At 71.9% G+C, this 25,911-nt stretch carries 23 protein-coding genes; 15 read left to right on the top strand and 8 right to left on the bottom strand.

Translation table 11 applies throughout. From position 1 onward, the window contains the following. Nucleotides 1-83: 83 nt before the first annotated feature. Both acs and K377_RS09615 read right to left on the bottom strand, forming a co-directional pair. Complete coding sequence (gene acs, locus K377_RS09620) at nucleotides 84-2,081, bottom strand: acetate--CoA ligase (RefSeq protein ID WP_111662803.1); 1,998 nt, start codon at nucleotides 2,079-2,081, stop codon at nucleotides 84-86. A gap of 143 nt (nucleotides 2,082-2,224) precedes the next feature. Beyond that, the gene (locus K377_RS09615; protein ID WP_111662802.1) at nucleotides 2,225-4,585 is read right to left on the bottom strand and encodes a bifunctional SulP family inorganic anion transporter/carbonic anhydrase; all 2,361 of its coding nucleotides are present in this window, start codon (nucleotides 4,583-4,585) and stop codon (nucleotides 2,225-2,227) included. Nucleotides 4,586-4,906: 321 nt separating this feature from the next. Between K377_RS09615 and K377_RS09610 the strand changes: the two genes are divergently transcribed. Continuing rightward, complete coding sequence (locus tag K377_RS09610; protein WP_111662801.1) at nucleotides 4,907-6,205, top strand: hypothetical protein; 1,299 nt, start codon at nucleotides 4,907-4,909, stop codon at nucleotides 6,203-6,205. 6 nt (nucleotides 6,206-6,211) lie between these two features. On the opposite strand, the gene K377_RS09605 is transcribed toward K377_RS09610, so the two are convergent. Further along, nucleotides 6,212-7,192 carry an ATP-binding protein gene (locus K377_RS09605; RefSeq protein WP_111663198.1) on the bottom strand — a complete coding sequence of 327 codons (981 nt, stop codon included), beginning with the start codon at nucleotides 7,190-7,192 and terminating at the stop codon, nucleotides 6,212-6,214. Nucleotides 7,193-7,293: 101 nt separating this feature from the next. Here K377_RS09605 and K377_RS09600 point away from each other — a divergent pair, with 101 nt between their 5' ends. After that, a complete protein-coding gene (locus tag K377_RS09600; protein ID WP_111662800.1) occupies nucleotides 7,294-8,118 on the top strand; it encodes a Fic family protein in 825 nt (274 codons plus the stop codon). Nucleotides 8,119-8,464: 346 nt separating this feature from the next. On the opposite strand, the gene K377_RS09595 is transcribed toward K377_RS09600, so the two are convergent. Next, complete coding sequence (locus K377_RS09595) at nucleotides 8,465-9,313, bottom strand: HAD family phosphatase (protein WP_111662799.1); 849 nt, start codon at nucleotides 9,311-9,313, stop codon at nucleotides 8,465-8,467. 669 nt (nucleotides 9,314-9,982) lie between these two features. Here K377_RS09595 and ssd point away from each other — a divergent pair. The 7 genes from ssd to K377_RS09560 all read left to right on the top strand — a co-directional run bounded on the left by ssd (nucleotide 9,983) and on the right by K377_RS09560 (nucleotide 15,199). Next, complete coding sequence (gene ssd, locus K377_RS09590) at nucleotides 9,983-11,083, top strand: septum site-determining protein Ssd (protein WP_258395006.1); 1,101 nt, start codon at nucleotides 9,983-9,985, stop codon at nucleotides 11,081-11,083. Continuing rightward, a complete protein-coding gene (locus K377_RS09585; protein ID WP_111662798.1) occupies nucleotides 11,080-12,243 on the top strand; it encodes a TadA family conjugal transfer-associated ATPase in 1,164 nt (387 codons plus the stop codon). Before ssd ends, K377_RS09585 begins: the two co-directional genes overlap by 4 nt. A 68-nt stretch (nucleotides 12,244-12,311) precedes the next feature. Next, nucleotides 12,312-13,163 (top strand): type II secretion system F family protein, encoded by an 852-nt coding sequence (locus K377_RS09580; protein WP_111663195.1) that lies wholly within the window; start codon nucleotides 12,312-12,314, stop codon nucleotides 13,161-13,163. 60 nt (nucleotides 13,164-13,223) lie between these two features. Beyond that, on the top strand, nucleotides 13,224-13,994 hold the full coding sequence (locus tag K377_RS09575) for a type II secretion system F family protein (protein ID WP_111663196.1): 771 nt from the start codon (nucleotides 13,224-13,226) through the stop codon (nucleotides 13,992-13,994). Nucleotides 13,995-14,056: 62 nt separating this feature from the next. After that, the gene (locus tag K377_RS42830; protein ID WP_111662797.1) at nucleotides 14,057-14,302 is read left to right on the top strand and encodes a DUF4244 domain-containing protein; all 246 of its coding nucleotides are present in this window, start codon (nucleotides 14,057-14,059) and stop codon (nucleotides 14,300-14,302) included. Between the two features lie 52 nt (nucleotides 14,303-14,354). Further along, complete coding sequence (locus K377_RS09565; RefSeq protein WP_375605915.1) at nucleotides 14,355-14,711, top strand: TadE family type IV pilus minor pilin; 357 nt, start codon at nucleotides 14,355-14,357, stop codon at nucleotides 14,709-14,711. A 74-nt stretch (nucleotides 14,712-14,785) separates the two neighbouring features. Continuing rightward, the gene (locus K377_RS09560; protein ID WP_181512522.1) at nucleotides 14,786-15,199 is read left to right on the top strand and encodes an Rv3654c family TadE-like protein; all 414 of its coding nucleotides are present in this window, start codon (nucleotides 14,786-14,788) and stop codon (nucleotides 15,197-15,199) included. A 17-nt stretch (nucleotides 15,200-15,216) separates the two neighbouring features. On the opposite strand, the gene K377_RS09555 is transcribed toward K377_RS09560, so the two are convergent. Next, nucleotides 15,217-17,643: a DEAD/DEAH box helicase gene (locus tag K377_RS09555; RefSeq protein ID WP_111662795.1), complete on the bottom strand. Its 2,427-nt coding sequence runs from the start codon at nucleotides 17,641-17,643 to the stop codon at nucleotides 15,217-15,219. Nucleotides 17,644-17,752: 109 nt separating this feature from the next. On the opposite strand from K377_RS09555, the gene bldG reads away from it, so the two are divergent. The 6 genes from bldG (at nucleotide 17,753) to K377_RS09525 (ending at nucleotide 24,185) form a co-directional block, all read left to right on the top strand. Further along, nucleotides 17,753-18,094, top strand: coding sequence for an anti-sigma factor antagonist BldG (gene bldG / locus K377_RS09550; RefSeq protein WP_003975386.1), 342 nt, complete (start codon nucleotides 17,753-17,755; stop codon nucleotides 18,092-18,094). 146 nt (nucleotides 18,095-18,240) lie between these two features. After that, the gene (locus K377_RS09545) at nucleotides 18,241-18,672 is read left to right on the top strand and encodes an ATP-binding protein (RefSeq protein ID WP_111662794.1); all 432 of its coding nucleotides are present in this window, start codon (nucleotides 18,241-18,243) and stop codon (nucleotides 18,670-18,672) included. Between the two features lie 266 nt (nucleotides 18,673-18,938). Then, nucleotides 18,939-21,344, top strand: a complete 2,406-nt coding sequence (locus tag K377_RS09540; RefSeq protein ID WP_111662793.1) for a sodium-translocating pyrophosphatase — start codon at nucleotides 18,939-18,941, stop codon at nucleotides 21,342-21,344. Between the two features lie 215 nt (nucleotides 21,345-21,559). Further along, complete coding sequence (locus tag K377_RS09535; RefSeq protein WP_111662792.1) at nucleotides 21,560-22,141, top strand: small secreted protein; 582 nt, start codon at nucleotides 21,560-21,562, stop codon at nucleotides 22,139-22,141. Between the two features lie 171 nt (nucleotides 22,142-22,312). Beyond that, nucleotides 22,313-23,878 carry a methyltransferase gene (locus K377_RS09530; protein WP_161195023.1) on the top strand — a complete coding sequence of 522 codons (1,566 nt, stop codon included), beginning with the start codon at nucleotides 22,313-22,315 and terminating at the stop codon, nucleotides 23,876-23,878. A gap of 109 nt (nucleotides 23,879-23,987) precedes the next feature. Then, nucleotides 23,988-24,185, top strand: coding sequence for a hypothetical protein (locus tag K377_RS09525; protein ID WP_146614708.1), 198 nt, complete (start codon nucleotides 23,988-23,990; stop codon nucleotides 24,183-24,185). Nucleotides 24,186-24,257: 72 nt separating this feature from the next. Here the strand turns inward: K377_RS09525 and K377_RS09520 are convergent, their stop codons facing one another. The 3 genes from K377_RS09520 to K377_RS09510 all read right to left on the bottom strand — a co-directional run bounded on the left by K377_RS09520 (nucleotide 24,258) and on the right by K377_RS09510 (nucleotide 25,686). Next, on the bottom strand, nucleotides 24,258-24,530 hold the full coding sequence (locus tag K377_RS09520) for a TM2 domain-containing protein (protein WP_111662790.1): 273 nt from the start codon (nucleotides 24,528-24,530) through the stop codon (nucleotides 24,258-24,260). Nucleotides 24,531-24,779: 249 nt separating this feature from the next. Next, complete coding sequence (locus K377_RS09515) at nucleotides 24,780-25,196, bottom strand: DUF2752 domain-containing protein (protein ID WP_111662789.1); 417 nt, start codon at nucleotides 25,194-25,196, stop codon at nucleotides 24,780-24,782. Then, nucleotides 25,180-25,686, bottom strand: coding sequence for a TM2 domain-containing protein (locus K377_RS09510; RefSeq protein WP_111662788.1), 507 nt, complete (start codon nucleotides 25,684-25,686; stop codon nucleotides 25,180-25,182). Before K377_RS09510 ends, K377_RS09515 begins: the two co-directional genes overlap by 17 nt. Nucleotides 25,687-25,911 lie beyond the last annotated feature (225 nt).

Here is a 25,911-nt window from a genome sequence, read left to right as displayed (position 1 = left end):
GGACCTGGTGATCATCACCCTACGCACGAAACGGGCACCCGGCGCGTTCGCCGAGTGCCCGTCCCCTCTATGGCCGTGGAGGCTCAGTCCTCGCTGGGGGCCGCCGGCAGCTTGTTCTGGATCAGGTCCATCACGGAGGAGTCGGCGAGCGTGGTGACGTCACCGACCGCGCGGTTCTCCGCGACGTCGCGGAGGAGGCGGCGCATGATCTTGCCGGACCGGGTCTTGGGCAGCTCGGCGACCGGCAGGACCCGCTTGGGCTTGGCGATCGGACCGAGCACGGAGCCCACGTGGTTGCGCAGGTCGGCGACCAGGGACTCGTCCTCCGCGTTGGCGGTGCCGCGCAGGATCACGAAGGCGACGATGGCCTGGCCGGTCGTCTCGTCGGCGGCGCCGACCACGGCGGCCTCGGCGACGGCCGGGTGCGACACGAGCGCCGACTCGACCTCGGTGGTCGAGATGTTGTGCCCGGACACGAGCATCACGTCGTCGACGCGGCCGAGGAGCCAGATGTCGCCGTCCTCGTCCTTCTTCGCGCCGTCACCGGCGAAGTACTTGCCCTCGAAGCGCGACCAGTACGTGTCGATGAACCGCTGGTCGTCGCCCCAGATGGTGCGGAGCATCGACGGCCACGGCTCGGTGAGGACCAGATAGCCACCGCCGCCGTTCGGCACCTCGTTGGCCTCGTCGTCGACGACGGTCGCCGAGATACCGGGCAGCGGACGCTGGGCGGAGCCCGGCTTGGTCTCGGTCACGCCCGGCAGCGGCGAGATCATCATCGCGCCGGTCTCGGTCTGCCACCAGGTGTCCACGATGGGGCACGTGTCGGCGCCGATGTTCTTCCGGTACCAGACCCAGGCCTCGGGGTTGATCGGCTCACCGACCGACCCGAGCACGCGCAGGCTGGACAGGTCGAACTTCGCGGGGATGTCGTCGCCCCACTTCATGAACGTACGGATCGCGGTGGGCGCCGTGTAGAGGATCGTGACGCCGTACTTCTGCACGATCTCCCAGAAGCGCCCCTGGTGCGGGGTGTCCGGGGTGCCCTCGTAGATGACCTGCGTCGCGCCGTTCGAGAGCGGGCCGTACGTGATGTACGAGTGGCCGGTGACCCAGCCGATGTCGGCCGTGCACCAGTAGACGTCGGTCTCCGGCTTGAGGTCGAAGACGGCGTGGTGGGTGTAGCTGGCCTGCGTCAGGTAGCCGCCCGAGGTGTGCAGGATGCCCTTCGGCTTACCCGTCGTGCCCGACGTGTACAGGATGAAGAGCGGCTGCTCGGCGTCGAACGCCTCCGGGGTGTGCTCCGCCGACTGCTTGCCGACGACGTCGTGCCACCACACGTCGCGGCCCTCGGTCCAGGCGACGTCCTGCTTGGTGCGCTGCACGACGAGGACCTTGTCGACGGATACGCGCGTCAGCGCTTCGTCGACGGCGGGCTTGAGCGCGGAGGGCTTGCCCCGGCGGTAGCCGCCGTCGGAGGTGATGACGAGCTTGGCGTCGGCGTCCTCGATGCGCTTGGCGATGGCGTCGGCCGAGAAGCCGCCGAAGACGACGGAGTGCGCGGCGCCGATGCGCGCGCAGGCGAGCATCGAGATGACGGCTTCCGGGATCATCGGCAGGTAGACGGCGACGCGGTCGCCCTTCTGCACGCCCAGCTCGGTCAGCGCGTTCGCCGCGCGGCTGACCTCGTCCTTCAGCTCGGCGTAGGTGATCGCGCGGCTGTCGCCCGGCTCGCCCTCGAAGTGGATGGCGACCCGGTCGCCGTTCCCGGCCTCGACGTGGCGGTCCACGCAGTTGTACGCGACGTTGAGCTTGCCGTCGGCGAACCACTTCGCGAACGGCGGGTTCGACCAGTCGAGGGTCTCGGTCGGCTCGGTGGCCCAGGTGAGGCGGCGGGCCTGCTCGGCCCAGAAGCCCAGCCGGTCAGCCTTGGCCTGCTCATACGCCTCGGCCGTGACGTTGGCGTTCGCGGCCAGGTCAGCGGGCGGCGCGAAGCGTCGCTCTTCCTTCAGAAGATTGGCCAGGCTCTCGTTGCTCACGGCTTCTGCCTTTCCCAAGGTGTCCGTTGTGTCCCAGGCCACAGCTCATCAGACGTCGCCCCCTGGTGACAAGGGGTGTCCGAGAATTGGTTTAGACCTGTAGGCCGGGGTTCATGCGTGTGGCTCCCGGCGGTGCCGGGAGCCACACGCTCTCACTTCTCCCACGGATCCGGGAAAGCGCCGGTTCAGGCGCGGGCGGCTCCGGTGTCCTCGTAGGCGGCCGCCTCGACCTGGCCGAAGACGGGATCACGCTCTTCCAGCAGGTAGGCCTGGGCCTCGCCGACGTGGAAGTACATCCCGTGCAGTTCGAGCGAGCCCTCCTCCAGGGCGCGAGCGACCGACTCGTGCGCCCGCAGATGCTCCAACTGCTGGACGACATTGGTCAGACAGAGCTGCTCGATCGAATCGGCCGGCGCCCGGCCCGCGAGCCGCGCCCAGGGCAGCCCCTCGTCGCCCATCCGCTCCAGGCTCGGAATCCCGTGCCGCAGCCACCGCTTGAGCGGGGTGAGCGCCCCGGGTGCGGACGGCGGGGTGCTCAACAGCGCCTGCATGGCCCCGCATCCGGAGTGCCCGCACACGGTGATCGACTGGACCTTCAGGACGTCGACGGCGTACTCGATGGCGGCGGCGACCGAGTCGTCCCCGCTCTCGGCGCCCGGCAGCGGCACCAGATTCCCGACGTTCCGCACGACGAAGAGATCGCCGGGGCCGCTCGACGTGATCATCGACGTGACGACCCGGGAGTCCGCGCAGGTCAGGAAGAGCTGCGTGGGCTTCTGCCCCTCCCGCGCAAGGCGGGCCAGCTCACCGCGGACCAGCGGCGCCGTGTTCCGCTGGAACGCGCTGATGCCGCTCGCCAGATGATGCCCACCGCGCGGCGGCGCCGCTTCCTGCGGGGCGTCCGTGTGCGGCCGGTCGTCGCAGTGGTGGTTGCGCCAGGGCGTCCAGGGGCGGCAGCAGGCGTGCGAGGCGCTCGCGGGCTCGGCGATCCGCGCGCCCCCGCGCCCGGCCACCTCGACCTGACCGCCCTGGGTGGTGTGGGCCTTCTGCCAGCCCTGCAGGGCGTCGTACGCGGCATGGTCCATGAATGATCCGTCCAACTCCACTACGCAGGTGGCCCCTTGGGGGACCTGATGAAGGGTGCGGCTCAGCCGCGGCACGGCCAGGAACGTCAACTGGCCGCGGACGCGCACATGGTGGACGCCGCGGGCGTCCTCCTCGCGCGTGATCCGGGTGCGCGCGAGGCGCTGCATCGCGACGCCGACGGCGACCGCGACACCGAGACCGACGCCTTCGAGCACGCCGAAGACGACGACGCCGAGGGTGGTCACGACGTAGACGAGCACCTCACGGTGGCGGGTGACCGTGCGGATGTGGTGCAGGGACACCATCTGGATGCCGACCATCATCACCAGCGCGGCGAGCGAGGCGAGCGGGATCAGCTCCAGGACGGGGACCAGGAGGAGCGTGGCGGCTACTACCCAAACGCCGTGCAGCGCCGCGGAGTTCCCGCTCACGGCGCCCGCGTTGATGTTCGCCGTGGTGCGCACCGCGACGCCCGCGACGGGCAGCCCGCCGAGCGAACCGGAGACGATGTTCGACGCGCCCTGGGAGAGCAGCTCGCGGTCCAGGTTCGAGCGGCGCATCTCGGGCGGCAGGTCGGACCGTCCGGCGGCCATCTTGTCCGCGGCGACGGCGCCGAGCAGCGACTGCACGCTGCACACCAGGGTGGTGGTCAGCACGGCCGCGGCGACGCCGAGCACCGGCCCCTCGGGCAGCCCGGCCAGCGCGTGGCTGCTCCAGGACGGCAGGTCGACCTCGGGCAGGCGCAGCCCGAACAGCGCGGCGACGGCGCTCGCGGCGGTCACGGCGACGAGCGCGCCCGGGATCTTGCGGGTGACGCGCCCGACGCTCCCGGGGATCCTCGGCCAGGCGAGCAGCAGGGCGATGGTGAGGACGCTGATGCCGAGCGCGGCGGGCTGCAGGTTCGCCAACTGGGCGGGCAGGGCGCCCAGATTGGCGAGCACGGAGCTCTGGGGGGTGCCGCCGAGGACGATGTGGACCTGGGCGACGGCGATGGTGATGCCGATACCGGCGAGCATGCCGTGCACCACGGCGGGGCTGACGGCGAGCGCCGTGCGGGCCACGCGCAGGCAGCCGAGCCCGAGCTGGGCGACGCCCGCCATCACGGTGATGGCGCAGGTGGTCCGCCAGCCGTAGCGCTGGATCAGCTCGGCGGTGACGACGGTGAGGCCCGCGGCGGGGCCGCTGACCTGGAGCGGGGAGCCGCCCATGACACCGGCGACGATGCCGCCGACGGCGGCGGCGACCAGCCCCGATTCCAGGGGCGCGCCGGTCGCCAGGGCGATGCCGAGGGACAGCGGGAGGGCGATCAGGAAGACCGCGATGGACGCCGAGAGGTCGGCGCCCGCGATGCGGAAGCGGCGGCGGGGCGCCGGCGGTGGACTGTGGGCCGGGTGGGCGGCGTCTGTCGGCTCGCCCGGTCGTTCGGAGTCACTGGCGCGGGTGGGTACGCAGGCTGACATGTTTCCCGTCTCCTCCGGGGTGCAGCGCGGTCGCGGAATGGGGTCGCGGCCGTGGTTCACGGCGTGCAGCGGCGGGATGAAAATTCGACGTTCGATATCAACGCTCGGTAAATGAATAGTAATGCAGAGTAAAGAATCTAGCGGGGCTAAATGGGCAAATGGGGCAAGACTTCACTCTGAGTAGTGAACTAAAACTTTGGTCGGCTTGTCGTACAAAACGTGTGCGGCCTTCGTGTGACGGTGACGGCGCCGCCCGCCGGAAGCGGGCATTTCTCGCATTCACCTCCTGTCAGCCGACTCCAGGAAGTAGGTGGGCGGAAGATGGCCGCCACCCGAAGGAACGCTCCCCGCCCGTCCGTGCGGCTCGCCGCGGGCATCACCGCCGCCGCGGCCTGCGCCGCGGCCCTCGCCGGCTGCGGCACGGACGCCCCGCCGCACCAGGGCGCCCCGGGCCCGAAGAAGGCCGCCGCGCCCCACAAGGGCGCTCCGGGCAGCGTGCTCCGCCTCATCGGCGACGGCTCGACCGCGTACACCGGTCGCCAGCCGCACCTGCCCAGGGCCGACCGCCTCAAGGCGGGACAGAAACCGCCCCAGTTCGTCGTCTTCTCCTGGGACGGCGCGGGCGAGGACAGCCAGAAACTCTTCTCGCACTTCCGCAACGTCGCCAAGAAGAACAACGCGACCATGACGTACTTCCTCAGCGGCGTGTACATGCTCCCCGAGGACAAGGCGGGCGAGTATCACGCGCCGCAGCACTCGCCGGGCCGCTCCGACATCGGCTTCAACGACCTCAAGGGAATCAAGGACACCGCGGAGCAGGTGCGCGGCGCCTGGCTCGAGGGCAACGAGATCGGCACCCACTTCAACGGCCACTTCTGCGGCAAGGACGGCGGCGTCGGCCAGTGGTCGGTGGCCGAGTGGAAGAGCGAGATCGCCCAGGCCAAGTCGTTCGTGAAGTCGTGGAAGACCAACACGGGCCTGAAGAAGGCGGCGCCGCTGCCCTTCGACTACGACAAGGAACTCATCGGCGCCCGCACGCCCTGCCTGGAGGGGCAGAAGAACTTCATGCGCGCGGCCCACGACCTGGGCTTCCGCTACGACACCAGCGGCGTCAACAACCAGGTCTGGCCGAAGAAGAAGGACGGCCTGTGGGACCTGTCCATGCAGCTCGTGCCGTTCCTCGGCCACTCCTACGAGCAGCTGACCATGGACTACAACTTCGCCGTGAACCAGTCCGGCACCATGCACGGTGACCCCGCCAAGCACGCCTACTGGGGCAACCAGATGCGCGACAGCCTGCTGGCGGGCTTCAACCGCGCCTATCAGGGCAACCGCGCCCCGCTGATCATCGGCAACCACTTCGAGTCGTGGAACGGCGGCACCTACATGCGCGCCGTCGAGCAGACCGTGGAGAAGGTCTGCAACAAGCCCGACGTCCGCTGTGTGTCCTTCCACCAGCTCGCCGACTGGCTCGACGCCCAGGACACCAAGACCCTGGGCAAGCTCGCCGAACTGCCGGTCGGCACGGCCCCCGCGCAGGGCTGGCCCGCCTTCCTCAACGGCGGCAGCCCGGCCCCGGCCCCCAAGGGGGTGCCGGGAGCACCGGCCGCGAAGCCGTAGCCGAGGTCAGGCGCTGGCCGTGACACTCTCCTGAAGCGTGAAGCCGGGGTCGACCTGAGAAGCCAGGTCGGCCCCGGTCTTCTCGTTGCCCCAGTTCTGGGCGTTCTTCACGTGGAAGTGGACCATCTGGCGCGTGTAGCGCTCCCAGTCGCGGGCCTCGTACGTCGCGTCGGCCGCGGCCTGAAGCGCGCGCAGGGAGGCCCTGTTGGGCTCCTCCAGGAGGTCGAAGCGCGGCGGGCGTCCCTTTTCCATGGCGCGCACCCAGTCGGAGTGCCCGACGGTGACGAGCAGGTCGTCCCCGACCTCGGCGCGCAGGAAGTCGAGGTCGTCCTGGCCCTGCACCTTGTTCCCCACGACCTTCAGCGCGATGCCGAAGTCCCGGGCGTACTCCTTGTACTGGCGATAGACGGAGACCCCCTTGCGTGTCGGTTCTGCGACGAGGAACGTCATGTCGAAGCGGGTGAACATGCCCGAGGCGAAGGAGTCCGAGCCTGCGGTCATGTCGACCACCACGTACTCGCCGCGGCCGTCGACCAGGTGGTTCAGACACAGCTCCACCGCTCCGGTCTTGGAGTGGTAGCAGGCGACACCGAGGTCGGCTTCGGTGAACGGCCCGGTGACCATCAAACGCACGGCGTCACCGTCGAGTTCCACCTCCCGGGCGCAGGCGTCGTACACCGGGTTGTTCTCCCGCACCCGCAGCAACCGCGAGCCCTCGCCGGGCGGCGTCGTCTTGATCATGGTGTCGGCGGAGGCGATGCGCGGGTTCGAACCGCGCAGATAGTCCTTGATGAACGGCAGCCGCGCGCCGAGCGCGGGCAACTCGGCGGCGACGTCGTCGTCGAGGCCGAGGGCCGGGCCCAGGTGCTGGTTGATGTCGGCGTCGACGGCGATGACCGGCGACCCGGTGCTGGCGAGGTGGCGGATGAAGAGCGAGGACAGCGTGGTCTTGCCGCTGCCGCCCTTCCCGACGAAAGCGATCTTCATGTTCACCAAGGGTAGTGCGATCGTTACCCTTCGTGGTGCTCGCGCGTGAAGAAGACCACTCCTTCGTGGGGCGCGAGCCCCGGGACCGTAGGGTCGTACTCATGAGTACGACAGCCGACCCCCTCGCCACGCTCGCGACCCTGCCGGGCGTGGCCGACTCCGTGGATTCCGTGCGCAAAGCCGTGGACCGGGTCTACGGGCACCGGGTCATGCGGCGCCGCAGCAACGAGGTCACCTCCGAGGCCGCGCTGCGTGGCGCTCGCGGCAGCGCGGCGCTGTCCGGCGCGGACTGGAACCTCGAAGAGGTCCGCCGCCGTACCGACTTCAGTGGCGCCGACGGCGACCCGGAGGCGCCCGTGGTGGGCGCCGCCCTGCGGCTGACCGCCGAGGCGGGTCAACTCCTGTCCATCTGGCGGCAGTCACCGCTGCGGGTGCTCGCGCGCCTGCACCTGGTCGCGGCCGCCGATCAGGGCGACACGGTGGGCCGGCCGCGCACGCCCGGCGAGCCCGTGGACGAGCCGCTGGTCGAGTTGCCGGTGCCGGACGCGGACGAGGTGGCGGCCCGCCTCGAAGGGCTCGCCCAGCTGATCATCACGGGAAGTGCGGCACCGGCCCTGGTGAGCGCCGCCGTCGTGCACGGCGAACTGCTCGCGCTGCGCCCCTTCGGCTCGCACAACGGCCTGGTCGCGCGAGCCGCCGAACGCATCGTCCTGGTCGGCAGCGGCCTCGACCCGAAGTCGATCTGCCCCGCCGAGGTGGGCCACGCGGAGCTGGGGCGCGCGGCGTACGCCGCCGCGCTCGAAGGCTATGTCTCCGGTACGCCGGAGGGGATGGCCGCGTGGATCGCGCACTGCGGCAAGGCCGTGGAGCTGGGGGTCCGGGAGTCGACCGCGGTGTGCGAGGCGCTGCAGCGCGGCGCGGCCTGAACAGGGTTGCGGCGGTACGAGGTCTCGTACCGCCGCTGGCATGTCCACTGGGTTACCAAGCGTCCTCGATGTGTTGCCCATCAGGTCGGGTACTTTGCCCGTCGCCTGGTGCGGCTGGCCCGTAATCGACGGGTCGACGTCGCGTGGGTGCCCGGTGTTCATGCTCGGTCCGTGGGGCCGTATCTGCGTGTGAAGGTGATCCTCTCGGATGTCCCTGGTCTCGCGGGCCGTTGACTCCTTTGTACTCCTCGCCCGGGTGATGCGAAACCCCTGACCGCACTTCTTTACTTTTAGTTTCAAACAGGGGCGAATCGGGCGGGAGTCGAGCGCTCTTCCCGGACGGGCCCTAGGTGCTCGGGAGTGCCCGGCGACGACTGGCGTACCAGACGAGCCCCGCCGTCGCGGCGGCCGTACCGAGCGCGGCCGCGGCGACCAGCGCCGGACGCGACGGGGCGGAGAGATGCGGCAGCCGCTTCTTGAGGCGGACCGGCTTGTGGAAGTCGAGAATCGGCCACTCACGCGCGAGTGCCTCACGCCGCAGCGCCCGGTCGGGATTGACCGCGTAGGGGTGCCCGACGGAGCTCAGCATCGGCAGGTCCGTCGCCGAGTCGCTGTACGCGTAGCAGCGCGCGAGGTCGTACCCCTCGGACGCGGCGAGTTCCTTGACGGCCTCCGCCTTGGTGGGCCCGTACGCGTAGTACTCCACCTCGCCGGTGAAGCAGCCGTCGTCGCCGACCACCATGCGGGTGGCCACCACCCGGTCCGCGCCCAGCAGCTCGCCGATCGGTTCGACGACCTCGGCGCCCGAGGTGGAGACGATGACCACGTCCCGGCCGGCGGTGTGGTGCTCCTCGATGAGGGACGCCGCCTCGTCGTAGATGATCGGGTCGATCAGGTCGTGCAGCGTCTCGGCCACGATCTCCCGCACCTGCCGCACGTTCCAGCCGCGGCACATCGCCGACAGGTACTGGCGCATGCGCTCCATCTGGTCGTGATCGGCGCCCCCGGCCAGGAAGACGAACTGCGCGTAGGCCGTGCGCAGCGCGGCCCTGCGGTTGATCAGTCCGCCTCGGTAGAACGATTTGCTGAACGTGAGCGTGCTCGACTTGGCGATGACGGTCTTGTCCAGGTCGAAGAACGCCGCTGTGCGGGGCATGGAGTGGTGCAAGGAGTGGTTTTCCACAAGCCCGAGCATAGGCGCCCACCATTCGGCGTAAGCTGGGGCGCGTGGGTTTGCCTGAGAAGGCTCTCGGGTACACCATGGAAGTCACGGATCGTTCGCGACCGTGCTAACCCGGTCTGGCTCCTCCCCCCCCGAGTCGGACCGTGGGGACGACCCCCGCTCTCCCCCCCGGCGGGGGTCGTCGCATGTCCGGACCCGTTTTCGGGTCCTTTTTTCTTGCCCGTTCCCCCTGGTTTCCGCCTCCGAGGCTCGGTCTCGACCTGAGGCGTGATGGTCACGCTCGGTGACCAAAAGGATGCGTTGTGGAAGGGGGTGGGGGGTCCCTGGGCGGTTCCGGAAGGGGGTCTGTGTGGTTCCCGACACGTTCCCGACGGGCTTCCCGGGCTCGTTCCCGAACCGGTTCCCGAACCCGTTCCCGCGACGGCTCCGGGATGTCACCGGTATGGGTGAGCGGGATATTCACAACCCTTCTCGCGTCCACAGTTTTTGACCAAGATCCACATGATTTCCGGGATCGCTGCACGGTGATTCCGCAGGCGAAGTCCGGGTCGCGGTTCACGGCCGGTTCGTTATGACGAGCCGCGCCGGCGACCGGTATTCGGCGCCGTGGCGCCGGTGACTTCGCCGCGGACCGGCTCGCCCGAGTGGCGGGCGAGAGCGCGGAGACAGGGGGATCGGATCGTGGTGGAGGCCAGTGCGGTGGAGCCGCGGGGCGGGCGGCGGGTGCCGCTGATCGTGACGGAGGACGTGGGGCTCCTCGACGACCTGCTGCGGCTGTGCGCGGCGGCGGGGGTGCGGCCCGAGGTGGGGCACGGGGCGCCGGAGGGCAGAGGCCGCTGGGAGGCGGCACCCCTGGTGCTGGTCGGGGGTGACGCGGCGGGGCGGCTGCGCGGCGCCGCCCGGCGGGACGGGGTGATGCTCGTCGAGCGGGACCAGGACGACCCCGGGGTGTGGCGGCGGGCCGTGGAGATCGGCGCCGAGCAGGTGCTGATGCTGCCGGACGCCGAGCAGTGGCTGATGGACCGCATCGCCGACGTCGCGGAGGGCGCGGGCCGGCCCGCGCTGACCGTCGGCGTCCTCGGCGGCCGGGGCGGTGCCGGGGCCTCGACGCTGGCCTGCGGCCTCGCGGCGGCGTCCGCCGCTGCGGGGCGGCGCACCCTGCTGGTCGACGCGGATCCGATCGGCGGCGGCCTCGACGTCCTGCTCGGCGGGGAGGCGGCGGACGGGCTCCGCTGGCCCGCGTTCGTCCACTCCCGCGGCCGGGTCGGCGCCACCGCGCTGGAGGAGTCGCTGCCGTGCCTGGACGGCCTGCGGGTGCTCAGCTGGGATCGCGGCGAGCTGACGGCGCTGCCGCCCGAGGCGATGCGCGTGGTGCTCGCGGCAGGGCGGCGCAGAGGCGGGGCCGTCGTGGTGGACCTGCCCCGCAGGATCGACGCGAGCACGGTCGAGGCGCTGGCCCAGCTCGATCTGGCGCTGCTCGTGGTGCCGCCCGAGCTGCGGGCCGTCGCCGCCGCACGGCGGGTGGCCGACACCGTGGGCATGGTGGTGCGGGATCTGCGGGTGGTGACGGCGCCCGCACGCGGAGCGCGGCACTCGGGGGCCCTCGACGCGGACGAGGTGGCCCGGCTGCTCGGACTGCCCCTGGCCGGGGAGCTCCCGCTGGACGCGGGCGTGCTGGCGGGACGGACTCCCCAGGAGGCGTCCGGCGGACCGTTGCGGCGGTTCTGCACGGGGTTCTGGGAGCGGGTGCCGGTGGCCGTGGAGCAGGGGGAGACGCCATGAGCGCGGTGGTCGGGGCGCGGATGCTCGACGGGGTGCGGCAGTGGCTCGCGGAGACCGGCTCGGAGGCGACGCCCGCGCGCGTGGCCGAGGCGCTCAGGGCCCAGGGCCGGGTCCTCGGCGACGCCGAAGTGCTGGGCGTCGCGGGGCGGCTGAGGTCCGAACTGGTGGGCGCGGGCCCCCTGGAGCCGCTCCTCGCCGACCCCTCGGTGACCGATGTGCTGGTCTCGGCGCCCGACCGGGTCTGGGTCGACCGGGGCGGCGGCCTGGAGCGGGCCGATGTGGCCTTCGAGAGCGCCGCCGCCGTCCGGCGACTGGCCCAGCGGCTGGCGGCTGTGGTGGGGCGCCGCCTCGACGACGCCCGGCCCTGGGTGGACGCGCGGCTGCCCGACGGGACCCGGCTGCACGCGGTCCTGCCACCGGTCGCGGTCGGGTGCACGTGCCTGTCGCTCCGGGTCGTCCGTCCTCGGGCGTTCACCCTGCGGGAGCTGGTGGCGGCGGGGACGGTGCCACCGGGCGGGGACCGGGTCCTGCGGGCGCTGCTCGACGCCCGGCTCTCGTTCCTGATCAGCGGCGGCACGGGCAGCGGCAAGACGACGTTGCTCAGCGCGCTCCTCGGCCTGGTCGGCCCGGACGAGCGCATCGTCCTCGCCGAGGACTCCGCCGAGCTGCGCCCCGACCACCCGCACGTGGTGCGCCTGGAGGCGCGGCCCGCCAACCAGGAGGGGGCCGGGGCCGTCGGCCTGGACGACCTGGTGCGGCAGGCGCTGCGGATGCGGCCGGACCGGCTCGTCGTCGGCGAGGTGCGCGGCGCCGAGGTCGTCTCGCTCCTGGCCGCGCTCAATACCGGCCACGAGGGCGGCAGCGGCACCGTGCACGCCAACGCGGCGGGCGATGTGCCGGTGCGTCTGGAGGCGCTGGGGACAGCGGCAGGGCTCGACCGGGCGGCGCTGCACAGCCAGCTGGCGGCCGCGGTGTCGGTGGTGCTGCATCTCGTACGGGACCGGGGCGGTCGGCGCCGGATGGCGCAGGTGCGGGTGTTGGAGCGGGACGCGCAGGGATGGGTGCGGGCCGTACCGGCGCTGGAGTGGCGCGAGCGGGGGTTCGCGCCCGGCGAGGGGTGGGAGCGGCTGGGCGGCCTGTTGGGGGTGCGACTGGAGTGAGGGGCGCGGCGTGCTGCCGAGATAGGCGATGGGCGTGACGGGTCAGGTGGAGGAGGGCGGGAGTGGAGATGTCCGGTGTCGTGGAGGTGGGGCTGATCGGGGTGGCGGCCGTGGCGTGGGTCGTGCGCGTGCGGGAGGCCGAAGCGCGGAGAGTGCGGGCGGTGTTCGGCGAGGCGGCGGGCGTCGCGGCGGTGCCGGTCTGGCGGAGTACGGGCGAGCGCTGGTGGAGGTGGCTGCGTGGCCGGCCCGAGTGGGGGTGCGCGGTGATCGGCGCGGCCATCGGGGCCGTGGGGGCCTCGCCGCTGCCGCTGGTCCTGGGCGCCTGCGCGGTGCCCGTGGCGGCCCGGGCCCGGCGGGGGAGAGCGGCGCTGCGGGCGCGGGAGCGGCACGGGGACGCGGTGATCCGGCTGTGCGAGGTGCTGGCCGGAGAGGTCCGGGCGGGGCGGCAGCCGGGCGCGGCGCTGACCGTCGCCGTGCGGGAGTCGGGCGCGTTGTCCGGGGCCGGGAGCGCGGCGGTGACGGCGGCGGCCCGGTTCGGCGGGGACGTGCCCGGAGCGCTGCGGGTGGCGGCCGGGGAGCCGGGCGCCGAGGGGCTGCACGGACTCGCGGCGTGCTGGCACGTGGCGGTGGACCGGGGCGCCGGACTCGCGGCCGGACTGGAGCGGCTCGCGGACGCGCTGCGGGCGGAGCGGGATCAACGGGCGGATCTGCGGGCCCAGTTGGCGGGCCCCTGGTCCACGGCGGTGATGCTCGCCGGGCTGCCGGTGCTCGGGCTGCTGCTCGGATCGGCGCTGGGCGCCCGGCCGTTGCGGGTGCTGCTGCACACCGGGGCCGGTGTGGGGTGCCTGGTGGTGGGCGGGGTGCTGGAGGGAGCGGGGTTGTGGTGGGCGTCGCGGATCGTGCGCGGGGCGGAGGCGTGAGGGCGCCGTGACGTGGTTGGACGAGTGGGTCGGATGCGATGGACGGGAGCGGTGAGGGGCATGGACGTTGTCCACAGGCTGGGGGCGGTGCTGTGTGCGGCGCTGGCGGCGGTGTGGCTGGGACGGGCGGTCGAGACGCGGTGGCGGGAGCGGGAGCTTCGGCGGCGGGTGCGGCTGGTGCTCGACGTCGTCGCCGTGGACGCGGCGCGGCGGGGCCTTCAGGTGCCGGGCGTGGTGCGCCGGTGGGCTCCGGTGGCCGGGGCCGTGAGCGCCGGGTACGTGGTGGTCGGCGGGGCGGCGGGGTTGCTCGTCGGAGCCGTCGCGGGTGGTGCCGTGTGGCGGTGGCTGCGGGGCCGGGCGGTGTCGTCCGGGGCGGACGAGGCAGCCGAGGCGGTGCGCCAACTGCCGCTCGCGGCCGATCTGCTGGCCGCCTGCATCGCGGCCGGGGCGGATCCGGTGGAGGCGGCGCGGGTCGTCGGGGAGTCGGTGGGCGGGCCCGTCGGGAGAGGGCTCGCGAGGGGTGCGGCGCAGGTACGGCTCGGCGGTGAACCGGGCGTGGCATGGCGGGAGTTGGCGGCGCTGCCCGGCGCCGGTGTGCTGGTGCGGCTGTTGGAGCGGGCCGGTGAGTCCGGGGCGCCGGCGGCGGGGCCGGTCGCCCGGATCGCCGCCGAGTGCAGAGCGGAGCGCGGGCGCAGAGCGACGGCGGTGGCGCGTCGGGCGGCGGTGGCCGTCACCGCTCCGGTGGGGCTGTGCTTTCTGCCCGCCTTTCTCGTGATCGGGGTGCTGCCGGTGGTGATCGGCCTCGGCGACGGAATGCTGGGCGGCCGCTGAGCGGCAAGGGGAGTTCCGGAACGTCCGGAGCTCCGAAGTGGACACATTCGTAGGGGGTTGAGATGAACGGAACGCGTGGGACGAGGGCGACGAGCAGGTGCCGGCGGCTGCGGGGAGGGCTCCTGGCGTGGGCGCGGGGTGTGCGGTCCGCGGCGCGCAAGGACGCCGGGATGGTCACGTCGGAATACGCGGTGGGGCTGATCGCGGCGGTCGGATTCGCCGGAGTGCTCTACCAGGTGGTGACGAGCGATGTGGTCCAGTCGACGTTGCAGTCGCTGGTGGCTAAGGCGCTCCATGGCTCGTTCTGAAACGGGCCGGGACCGGTGCCGGGGCCGGGATCGGGGTCGGGATCGTGGGTTCGTGACGGCGGAGGCGGCGGTGGTGCTGCCCGTGCTTGTGGCGTTCACGATGGCGCTGGTCTGGGCGGTGGTGGCGGCGTCCGAGCAGATCCGGTGCGTGGACGCCGCGCGGACCGGGGCCAGGGCGGTGGCCCGGCAGGAGCCGGAGAGCGCCGCCGTGGCCGCGGCCCGGGAGGCCGCCCCGCGGGGCGCGCGGGTCGAGGTGAGACGGGAGGGCGAGCTGGTCCGGGTGACGGTGCTGGCCCGGGCGGCCGGGCCGGGCCCGCTCGGCGTGGAGTTGAGCGCGGAGGCCGTGGCGGCGGCCGAGGAGACGACTGCCCCGGACACCGCTCCGGGGGAGGGGCGGGAGACGGCGTGAAAGGAGGGCGGAACAGCACGGGACGGCGTTCACGGCTGAGAGGGGACCGAGGATCCGCGACCGTCTGGGCGGTCATGGCGATGGCCGTGGTGGGCGCCGTCTTCGGGGGCGTCCTCGCGCTGGGACAGGCGGTGCAGCTCCGGCACCGAGCGGGCGGCGCGGCCGACCTGGCCGCGCTCGCGGCGGCCGACCAGTGGACGGAAGGCAGCGCGCGGGCCTGCGCGCTGGCCGACCGGGTGGCCCGGGCACAGGGGGCGAGAGTCGTACGGTGCGCCGTCCACGGGGAGGTGGCCGAGGTGACGGCGGGGGCGGGCAGCGGGGTACTGGCGACCGAGGTACGGGCACGGGCGGGGCCTGCTGGGGCGGTACAGGCGAGACCCGGGGCCGGATCCGGGGCCGGTCCCGATCCGGGCTTTGACCCCGACGGCCCCGACGGGCTCGACGGGCTCGACGGCCCCGACGGGCTCGACGACCCCGACCCGCGATGAACCCGCGACGCGACTCCCTACGGCGCCTGTTTCAGCAGCGTCGACAGGAGTCGAACCGCCCCGCGCTTGTGCAGCGGATCGTTGCCGTTGCCGCACTTGGGGGACTGGATGCACGACGGGCAGCCGGCCTCGCACTCGCAGGAGGCGATGGCCTCGCGGGTGGCGGTCAGCCACTCCTTGGCGGTGTGGAAGGCGCGCTCGGCGAAGCCCGCCCCGCCGGGGTGGCCGTCGTAGACGAAGACCGTCGGCAGCAGGGTGTCCGGGTGCAGCGGGATGGAGACGCCGCCGATGTCCCAGCGGTCGCAGGTGGCGAAGAGGGGGAGCAGGCCGATGGAGGCGTGTTCGGCGGCGTGCAGGGCGCCGCCGAGGATCTCGGGGTTCACCCGGGCGGCGTCCAACTGGTCCTCGGTGACCGTCCACCACACCGCGCGGGTGCGCAGCGTACGAGGAGGGAGGTCGAGTTTCGTCTCGCCGAGCACTTCGCCGGTGATCAGGCGGCGGCGGAGATAGCCGACGACCTGGTTGGTCACTTCCACCGATCCGTAGCACAACGAGCCGTCGCCCCAGGGGACTTCGACGTCCGTCTCCAGGATGGAGATGGCCGTGGTGTCGCGGGCCGTCGTGGAGTACGTGGGGTTCGCCGGTTCGACCAGGGCGACGTTGTCGTCGAGGTCGAGCTGCTTGACGACGTAGGTGCGGCCCTGGTGGAGGTGGACCGCGCCGTCGTGGACGGTGGTGTGGGCCGAGCCGGCGTCGACCGTGCCGAGGAGCCGGCCGGTGCTCGCCTCGACGATCTGGACCGGGTCGCCGCCCTCGCCGCGGATGTCGGCCAAGTCGGCGGCGGACTCGCGGCGCGTCCAGTGCCAGGCCTTGGTGCCGGAGCGGCGGCGCAGCAGCTTCGCCGCCTCCAGCTGCGGGAGGAGATCGCCGACAGCCGGGCCGAAGAGGGCGAAGTCCGGTTCGGTTAGGGGGAGTTCGGAGGCGGCCGCGCACAGGTGCGGGGCCAGTACGTACGGGTTGTCGGGGTCGAGGACCGTCGACTCCACCGGCTGCTCGAAGAGGGCCTCCGGGTGGTGGACCAGGTAGGTGTCCAGGGGATCGTCGCGGGCCACCAGGACCGCGAGCGCTCCCTGGCCCGAGCGGCCTGCCCGGCCCGCCTGCTGCCACAGGGAGGCGCGGGTGCCCGGATAGCCGGCGATCACCACGGCGTCGAGGCCGGAGACGTCGATGCCGAGTTCGAGGGCGGTGGTGGCGGCGAGGCCGAGGAGTTCGCCGGAGTGCAGGGCGGCTTCGAGGGCGCGGCGCTCCTCGGCGAGATAGCCGCCGCGGTAGGCGGCCACCCGGCGCGGCAGCGAGCGGTCGATCTCGGCCAGACGTTCCTGGGCGATCACCGCGATCAGCTCGGCGCCGCGCCGGGACCGTACGAAGGCGACCGAGCGGATGCCCTGCACGGTGAGGTCGGTGAGCAGGTCGGCCGTCTCGGCGGTCGCCGTGCGGCGCACCGGGGCGCCCTTCTCGCCCTGCATCTCGGTGAGGGGCGGCTCCCAGAGGGCGAAGACGAGCTCGCCGCGGGGCGAGGCGTCGTCGGCGACCTCGACGATCGGCAGGCCCGTCAGGCGCTGTCCGGCGACGGCGGGATCGGCCGCCGTGGCGGAGGCGAGGAGGAAGACCGGCTCGGAGCCGTAGCGGGCGCAGAGGCGGCGCAGGCGGCGCAGGATCTGGGCGACGTGGCTGCCGAAGACGCCGCGGTAGGTGTGGCACTCGTCGATGACGACGTACTTGAGGGCCTTGAGGAAGGAGGACCAGCGGGGGTGCGAGGGCAATATGCCGCGGTGCAGCATGTCGGGATTGGTGAGGACGTAGTTGGCGTACTGGCGAACCCACTCGCGTTCCTCGAACGGAGTGTCGCCGTCGTACACCGCCGGCCGGATCGCCGTGCCCAGCGGTTGTGAAAGTTCCTTCACCGATCGGCACTGGTCCGCTGCGAGCGCCTTCGTCGGGGCGAGGTAGAGCGTGGTCGCCCCGCGGCCGTTCGGCGCCTCGGAGCCGTCCAGGAGCGCCGACAGGGCCGGGACGAGGTACGCCAGGGACTTTCCGGAGGCCGTGCCGGTGGCCACGACCACCGACTCGCCGTCGAGCGCGTGCTCCGCGGCCAGTGCCTGGTGGGCCCAGGGGTGCTCGATTCCGGCCTCCTGGACGGTCGCGACGACCTCGGCCCGGATCCGATCCGGCCAGACTGCATGACGTCCCGGACGAGGGGGCAAGTGCTCCGTATGGGTGATGCGCGCAGCCCTGCTCGGACCCGTGGCGAGCCTGTCCAGAATCGCCCCGGGAGCAGGGCGGGAGGCGTCGGATGCCGCGGGTCGTTCGGATCGGTGATTCTTGGCCATCGGCTCCGAGTCTGTCACTGGCGTGACGGACAATGCTTCCAAGGCGTCGTGCATGCCTGCTGGTAAGTGATTGAATGCCTTCGCGGCTGGCGAACCGTCCCGGGGGATCAAGCCGAGGTGTCCCCGAGGGGCGACCGCTCGATAGCAAGGTGCTGGAGGATCCGTGGACCTGTCCCTGTCGACCCGTACCGTCGGCGATCGTACGGTCGTCGAGGTCGGTGGAGAAATCGATGTGTATACCGCGCCCAAGCTGCGCGAGCAGCTGGTCGAGCTGGTGAATGACGGCAGTTTCCACCTTGTCGTCGACATGGAGGGCGTGGACTTCCTCGACTCCACCGGGCTCGGCGTGCTGGTCGGCGGCCTGAAGCGGGTGCGTGCCCACGAGGGCTCGCTGCGCCTGGTCTGCAACCAGGAGCGCATTCTCAAGATCTTCCGGATCACCGGTCTGACCAAGGTGTTCCCGATCCACACCTCGGTCGAGGAAGCCGTCGCGGCGACCGACTGAGCCGGCGAGCAGGCCCGAGCCGCCCGGCGCGTCCGCCGGGTGACTGGGTCGGCTCATCGCGGGAAGATCGATAGAGAGACGGGGATCGGGCGGCCAAGAACCGTGCCCGGTCCCCGAGAGCACGCCCGTACGTCCGAGGGGGATGCATGGCCACCGTCGAACTCCGCTTCAGCCCTCTGCCCGAGCACGTCCGCACGGCCCGCCTGGTGGCGGCCGCGATGGCGCGCAGGGCGGGCGTGGACGAGGCCGTGCTCGACGAGGTCAGGCTCGCCGTGGGCGAGGCCTGCTCCCGCGCCGTCGGCCTGCACCAGGCGGGCGGCATCACGGCGCCGGTGCTGGTGGCGCTGATCGAGGAGGAGAAGCAGTTCTCCATCGAGGTCGGTGACGAGGCGCCGCACGCGACCATCGCGGCCCCCGGTGTCGCCGGTACGGGTGAGGAGCCGGACCCGGAGGGCGAGGACGAGATGGGCCTCGCGGTCATCAGCGGCCTCGTCGACGACGTCGAGGTCACCGCGGACGCGGACGGCGGACTCATCCGGATGAGCTGGCCGACGCTGCCCGCGACCCTGCTGCCGTAAAGCGTCCACCGCTCTGCGCTTGTGCGCTTTTTCTCAAGCCTCTGATCACCGTAAAGGCGATCAGAGGCTTTCTTGTTTTCTAGATCGATTTTTCGGTGCGCATCTCTAGATCGTCTTTCCCGCTAATGCCCTCAATGAATTAGCGGGGTTTATGGATCATTCTTCTGGTGGAGAACAATTCCGTTTGCGGCGCCCTGTTGAGATCAGGTTCCGCTCCCTACAATCCGTCCACATCTTGAGCTCAGCCCAAGCGTCAAGGAGGACGAATGGCGGAGCCTTCTCAGTTCGCAAGCCTCGCAGCCGCAGTTCTGACGGACGACAACCGACTGATCGTGATCGTCATCGCGCTCGTCGCGCTCGCGGCGCTCGCCGTCGCAGGGGTCCTGGTGCGTCAGGTGCTCGCGGCGGGCGAGGGCACTCCATCCATGAAAGAGATCGCGGCCGCGGTGCAGGAAGGCGCGAAAGCGTATCTGGGGCGACAGCTGCGCACCCTCGGTGTATTCGCCGTCGTGGTGTTCTTCCTGCTCCTGCTGCTGCCGGCCGACGACTGGAATCAGCGCGCCGGGCGTTCGATCTTTTTCTTGATCGGCGCGGTCTTCTCGGCGATCACCGGCTATATCGGAATGTGGCTGGCGGTGCGCAGTAATGTGCGTGTGGCCGCGGCGGCCAGGGAAGCGACACCGGCGGAGGGCGAGCCGGAAAAAGATCTCACCACGGTCTCGCACCACGCAATGAAGATCGCATTTCGCACGGGTGGCGTCGTCGGCATGTTCACCGTGGGGCTCGGACTGCTCGGCGCCTCCTGCGTCGTCCTCGTCTACGCCGCCGACGCGCCCAAGGTGCTGGAGGGATTCGGGCTCGGCGCCGCGCTGATCGCCATGTTCATGAGGGTCGGCGGCGGCATCTTCACCAAGGCCGCCGACGTCGGCGCCGACCTGGTCGGCAAGGTCGAGCAGGGCATTCCGGAGGACGATCCGCGCAATGCCGCGACCATCGCGGACAACGTGGGCGACAACGTCGGCGACTGCGCCGGAATGGCCGCCGACCTCTTCGAGTCGTACGCCGTTACGCTGGTCGCCGCGCTGATCCTCGGCAAGGCGGCCTTCGGCGACTCGGGGCTCGCGTTCCCGCTGATCGTGCCCGCGATCGGGGTGCTCACGGCGATGATCGGCATCTTCGCCGTCGCGCCGCGCCGGACCGACCGCTCGGGCATGAGCGCCATCAACCGCGGCTTCTTCATCTCCGCGGTGATCTCGCTCGCCCTGGTGACCGCGGCCGTCTTCCTGTACCTGCCGGGCAAGTACGCCGACCTGGACGGGGTCACCGACGCCGCCATCCGGGCCAAGGACGGAGACCCGCGGATCCTCGCGGTCGTCGCCGTCGCCATCGGCATCGTGCTCGCGGCCCTCATCCAGCAGCTCACCGGCTACTTCACCGAGACCACCCGGCGCCCCGTCAGGGACATCGGCAAGACGAGCCTGACGGGCCCGGCGACCGTGGTCCTCGCGGGCATCTCGGTGGGGCTCGAATCGGCCGTCTACACGGCGGTGTTGATCGGGCTCGGCGTCTACGGCGCGTTCCTGCTCGGCGGCACGTCGATCATGCTCGCGCTGTTCGCGGTCGCGCTGGCCGGCACCGGGCTGCTCACCACCGTCGGCGTGATCGTCGCCATGGACACCTTCGGGCCCGTCTCCGACAACGCCCAGGGCATCGCCGAGATGTCCGGCGACGTCCAGGGCGCGGGCGCCCAGGTGCTCACCGACCTCGACGCCGTCGGCAACACCACGAAGGCCATCACCAAGGGCATCGCCATCGCCACGGCCGTCCTCGCGGCGGCCGCGCTCTTCGGCTCGTACCGCGACGCGATCCTCACGGCCGCGAGCGACGTCGGCGAGAAGGTCGGCGAGGGCGGGCCGATGAACCTGGTCATGGACATCTCGCAGCCCAACAACCTGGTGGGGCTCATCGCCGGAGCCGCGGTGGTGTTCCTCTTCTCCGGACTCGCCATCAACGCCGTCTCGCGGTCGGCGGGTTCGGTGGTCTACGAGGTGCGGCGGCAGTTCCGCGAGCACCCCGGGATCATGGACCACACCGAGAAGCCGGAGTACGGGCGCGTCGTCGACATCTGCACCAAGGACGCGCTCAGGGAGCTGGCCACGCCCGGCCTGCTCGCCGTCATGGCGCCGATCGCGATCGGCTTCACGCTCGGCGTCGGCGCGCTCGGCGCCTATCTCGCCGGAGCGATCGGCACCGGCACGCTGATGGCGGTGTTCCTGGCCAACTCCGGTGGCGCGTGGGACAACGCCAAGAAGCTCGTCGAGGACGGCCACCACGGCGGCAAGGGCAGCGAGGCGCACGAGGCCACCGTCATCGGCGACACGGTCGGCGACCCGTTCAAGGACACCGCGGGCCCGGCCATCAACCCGCTCCTGAAGGTGATGAACCTCGTCGCGCTGCTGATCGCGCCCGCGGTCGTCAAATTCAGCTACGGCGACGACGCCAGCGTGCCCGTGCGGGTCGCGATCGCCGTCGTCTCGCTCGGCGTCATCATCGGCGCGGTATACGTCTCCAAGCGGCGCGGCATCGTCGTCGGTGACGACCCGGACGGCGACGGGAAGCCCGGGCGGGTGCCCGAGCAGGCGGACCCGGAGGTGGTGTCGCAGCGCCGGTAGAACTGACCCGGCCTCAACAGGTGGGCGGTGGGCGTGCTTTGGCGCGCTCGCCGCCCACCTGCGTGTCCGGGGCCGCGGTGAACTTCTCGGCGCGTAACCCGTGAGCCTTCTCTCCCTTGGTGCAAATGGCTGCTAAAGGTCAATAAAGCGGTCTTATTGAACGCCCGAGGTGCACTTGCCGTGTGCTCGGCGTGTAAGTTCCGGGGCCGTAAGCCATGGAAGGGACCAACCCGGTGAACAAGAAGCTTGCAGCCGCACTGTCCGGCGGTGCGGTACTGGTACTGGCGTTGTCGGGCTGCAGCGACGACAGCAACGAGAAGCTGGACTCCTGGGCCAAGCAGGTCTGCGACAAGGTCCAGCCGCAGGCGAAGAAGATCGAGTCCGCGAACGCGGCGATCCAGAAGCAGACGTCGGACAACAGCGCGCCGGCCGACGTCAAGAAGACGGACGCCCAGGCGTTCCAGGACATGTCCGACGCCTACAAGGCGATCGGCGACGCGGTCGACAAGGCAGGCGCCCCGCCGGTCGACGACGGCAAGACCAAGCAGCAGGACGCGGTCCAGGAACTGGACAAGATCTCCACGTCCTACGCGGACCTGAAGGCGCAGGTCGACAAGTTGGACACCGACGACCAGGCCAAGTTCGCCGAGGGGCTCAAGGGCATCGCGGGTGAGCTGGACAAGCTCAGCCAGAGCGGCAGCGACGCCCTCAAGAACCTGGAGGAGGGGGACGTGGGCAAGGCGATGGCGAAGCAGGAGAGCTGCAAGAGCGCATCCGCTACGCCGTCGGCCTCGTAGTCCGGCCCTGCCTCCGACGCCCCCGGAGCCGCGCTTGCGCGCGGCACTGGGGGCGTTGTTCTTCGGGCTGCGGGCCGGTGGGGCTTCTCGCGCAGTTCCCCGCGTCCCTGAGGCGAGCTTCGCCCGCGCGGGGCGCATGCCTCAGGGGCGCCGCCCGGCAGACGCGTCACAATGGGCGATGTGAGTTCTCCCGTTGCCGCCCCCCTGCCCGCCGCCGACCGCCCGGACGCCACCCGCGACCTGCGCGCCGCGCTCCTCGAAGCCGAGTTCACCGCCGACGGGCTGCTCGACCTGCTCGGAGCCCCCGCCTACGCCGCGCTCGCCCGCAGCGAGACCGTGCCCGCGCTGCGCGCCACCCGGGGCGAGCGCCCCCTGGAGACGCTCGTCCGGCTCTTCCTGCTCCAGCAGCCCGTCGCCCGCGACCGGCTGGCCGCCGTGCTCGACGTCGCCGCCTGCGTGGAGAGCGGCTGGCTGCGGGAGACGGGCGGCGACGAACTGGCCGCGACCGTCGACGTACGCCCGTACGGCGGCCCGGACGGCGAGGACTGGTTCATCGTGTCCGACCTCGGCTGCGCCGTCGGCGGCGCGGGCGGCATCGGCTCGCGCGACGAGGGCGTCGTCCTCGGCGTCGGCGGCGCGTCCACCACGCTCGCCGCGATCACCGTCCGCACGCCCGTCGGCTCCGCGCTCGACATCGGCACCGGCTCCGGCATCCAGGCGCTGCACGCCTCTCGGCACGCCACCCGGGTCACGGCGACCGACCTCAACTCCCGCGCCCTGCACATCACCGCGCTGACCCTCGCCCTGTCCGGCGCCCCCGCGGCCGACCTGCGCGAAGGCTCGCTGTACGAGCCGGTCGGCGACGCCGACGACGCCCGGTACGACCTGGTCGTGTCGAACCCGCCGTTCGTGATCTCGCCCGGCGCCCGGCTCACCTACCGCGACGGCGGGATGAGCGGGGACGATCTGTGCCGCTCGATCGTTCAGGGAGCGGGGGAGCATCTGAACGAAGGGGGCTACGCCCAGTTCCTGGCCAACTGGCAGCACGTCGAGGGGGAGGAGTGGACCGAGCGGCTGCGCTCGTGGGTGCCGCGCGGCTGCGACGCCTGGATCGTGCAGCGCGAGGTGCAGGACATCACCCAGTACGCCGAGCTGTGGCTGCGCGACGCCGGTGACCACCGCACCGACCCGGCGGAGTACGCGGCCCGGTACGACGCATGGCTGGACGAGTTCGAGGCGCGCAAGGTGAAGGCCGTCGGCTTCGGCTGGATCTCCCTGCGCCGCACCGCCCATGACGAGCCGTCGATCGTGGTCGAGGAGTGGCCGCACCCCGTGGAGCAGCCGCTCGGCGAGGTCGTGCGGTCGCACTTCGAGCGGGTCGACTGGCTGCGCACGCACGACGACGCGGCGCTGCTCCAGTCGTCCTTCGTGCTGGCCGCCGAGGTCGTGCAGGAGCAGGTCGGGCTGCCGGGCGCCGAGGACCCGGAGCACGTCGTGCTGCGCCAGGGCCGCGGGATGCGCCGGGCCACGAAGGTGGACACGGTCGCCGCCGGGTTCGCCGGGGTGTGCGACGGTTCGCTGAGCGCCGGCACGATCCTGGACGCCATCGCCCAACTCGTCGGCGAGGAGCCGGTGTTGCTGCGCGACCAGGTCCCCGCGCAGATCCGCACCCTCGTCGAGCAGGGCTTCCTCGATCCGGCCGCGCCCGCCGCACCGGCCGCCGACACGGCCGGCTAACCGCTCTTCGCCTGGTGCTGTACGGGAGTTCACCCCGGGTTGGCCTGTGCCTGTCACCGTCACCTGCCTGGGTACCGCGACCGGTACCCGTGATCCGGGAGGCAAGGCGATGGAGAGTACCCCCGCGCTCTTCGCGGGCACGGTGTTCGCGCTGTTCGGAGCGGGCCTCGTGGCATGGACGGGGGCGCGCACCCTGCACCGGGAGCCGGTGATGGACGCCGCGCATCCGGTGGCCGCGGCGGTGCTCACCGGCGTGGTCGGGGTGGTGTCCCTGGGGCTCGCGGTGTGGTGCTTCGGACAGGCGTGACCGTCCGGCGGCCGAACGCACGACAGGGCCCGCTCCGCGATCGCGGAGCGGGCCCTGTCATGCGTACAGGCGTCAGCCGCGCAGCACGCGGCCCTGCTTGTCGGTGCGGTCGTTGCTCGTGAAGAACAGGATCGCGTCGATCAGGGCCCAGATGCCCAGGCCGCCGCAGGTCAGCAGCTGGGCGACGCCGACGCCGACGCTGCCGACGTAGAAGCGGCCGATGCCGAGGCCGCCGAGGAAGAGCTGGAGCACGCCCGCGACGATCTTCGACTTGTCGGAGTACGGGCGGCCCTGCGGGTCGTAGCCGTACGGGGCGTTGGGGTCGGACTGCGCGGGGTTGGACATGCGCGATGCTCCTCGGGGACAACACAAGACACGGCACGCGGCCGTGTTCCTGAGCGGATGTGATGAGTGAGGCAGATGCGCCGTGTGGGGACGTTGCGCGCCTCGGAACGCACAAATTTACGGGTACTTGGGCTGCGCTTGACGCGATTACAAGGTTTCGTGGCGGGTTTGTGACCTGAGAGGACGGTGGTGCGGGTGAGGTCGCGCTGCCGCCTCGCACAGCCGTCACCGACGACGGCTGAGAGAGCGTCAGAAGACGTTGCGCAGCACGGTCCAGACGAGCGCGGTCACCAGGATCGCCGCCTGGCCGCGGCCGGAGATCCGGGGCTGCCAGCGGCGTCCGCGCAGCCCCTCCCAGGCCCAGCGGCCCAGCAGCGCGAGGGCGAACGGGGCCGCGAGGAGCAGCATCCGGTTGTCGTGCCAGGCCGCCGTGAACTGGCCGTGCATCAGGTCGTACACCATGCGGGTGCCGCCGCACGCCGGGCAGAGCTGCCCGGTGGCCCACTGGAACGGGCAGCGGGGCAGCCAGTGGCCCGGCTCGTGCGGGTTGGTTCCGTAGAGATGGAACGCGCCGACGGCGCCCGCGGCGAGCACCCCCACGGGGGCCGCCGCCGGGTGCCGCCACCACGCCCGGGCCCGGTTCGGGCCGTCAGCTGCGCAGGACACGGCCGTTCGAGTCCGTGGTGTTGTCGCTGGTCAGCAGGATGATGCCGTCGATCAGGGCCCAGATGCCGAGGCCGCCGCAGGTGAACAGCTGGGCCAGGCCGAGGCCGACGTGGCCGATGTAGAAGCGGCCGATGCCGAGGCCGCCCAGGAAGAGCTGGAGCACGCCCGCGACGATCTTCGACTTGTCGGAGTACGGCCGGCCGTACGGGTCGTAGCCGTAGGGCGCGTTCGGGTCGTAGCCCATGCCCATGCCGGGTCCCTGCGGAGGCGGGTAACCGCCGGGCGCACCACCGGGGGCGCCGCCCGGATACCCGTATCCGGGACCGGGCTGCGAGCCCGCCTGCGGGTAGCCGTAGCCGGGCTGGGTGGAGCCCTGCTGCGGATAGCCGTACGGCCCCTGGCCGGGCGGGCCCTGCGGCGGCTGCGGAGGCTGCTGGCCGTAGGGGTTCTGGTCCTTCGGCGGCTGGCCGTAGGGATTGCTGTCGGACATCGGGGTGCTCCTGCGATCGGGAAGCCTGGGGACGCGCCGGAGGCTCCCACGGGCTCCCCCAGCCACCCGCCATCTTGTCAGGAGCGGCCCGGGACGGGGAGTGAGGGCGGGCCGCGGCCTTCCCGACCTGGGCCGGACCGGGACACTCGGGACAGGGCCCGGAGCAGGACCGGTGACCGTGATCGGGACACTCGGCACAGAAAAGTGGCACACACAGTGAGGACG

It is taken from the genome of Streptomyces sp. PsTaAH-137, from assembly GCF_003259365.1.
GTDB lineage: Bacteria > Actinomycetota > Actinomycetes > Streptomycetales > Streptomycetaceae > Streptomyces.
This window is presented reverse-complemented; position numbering and strand designations above follow the sequence as displayed.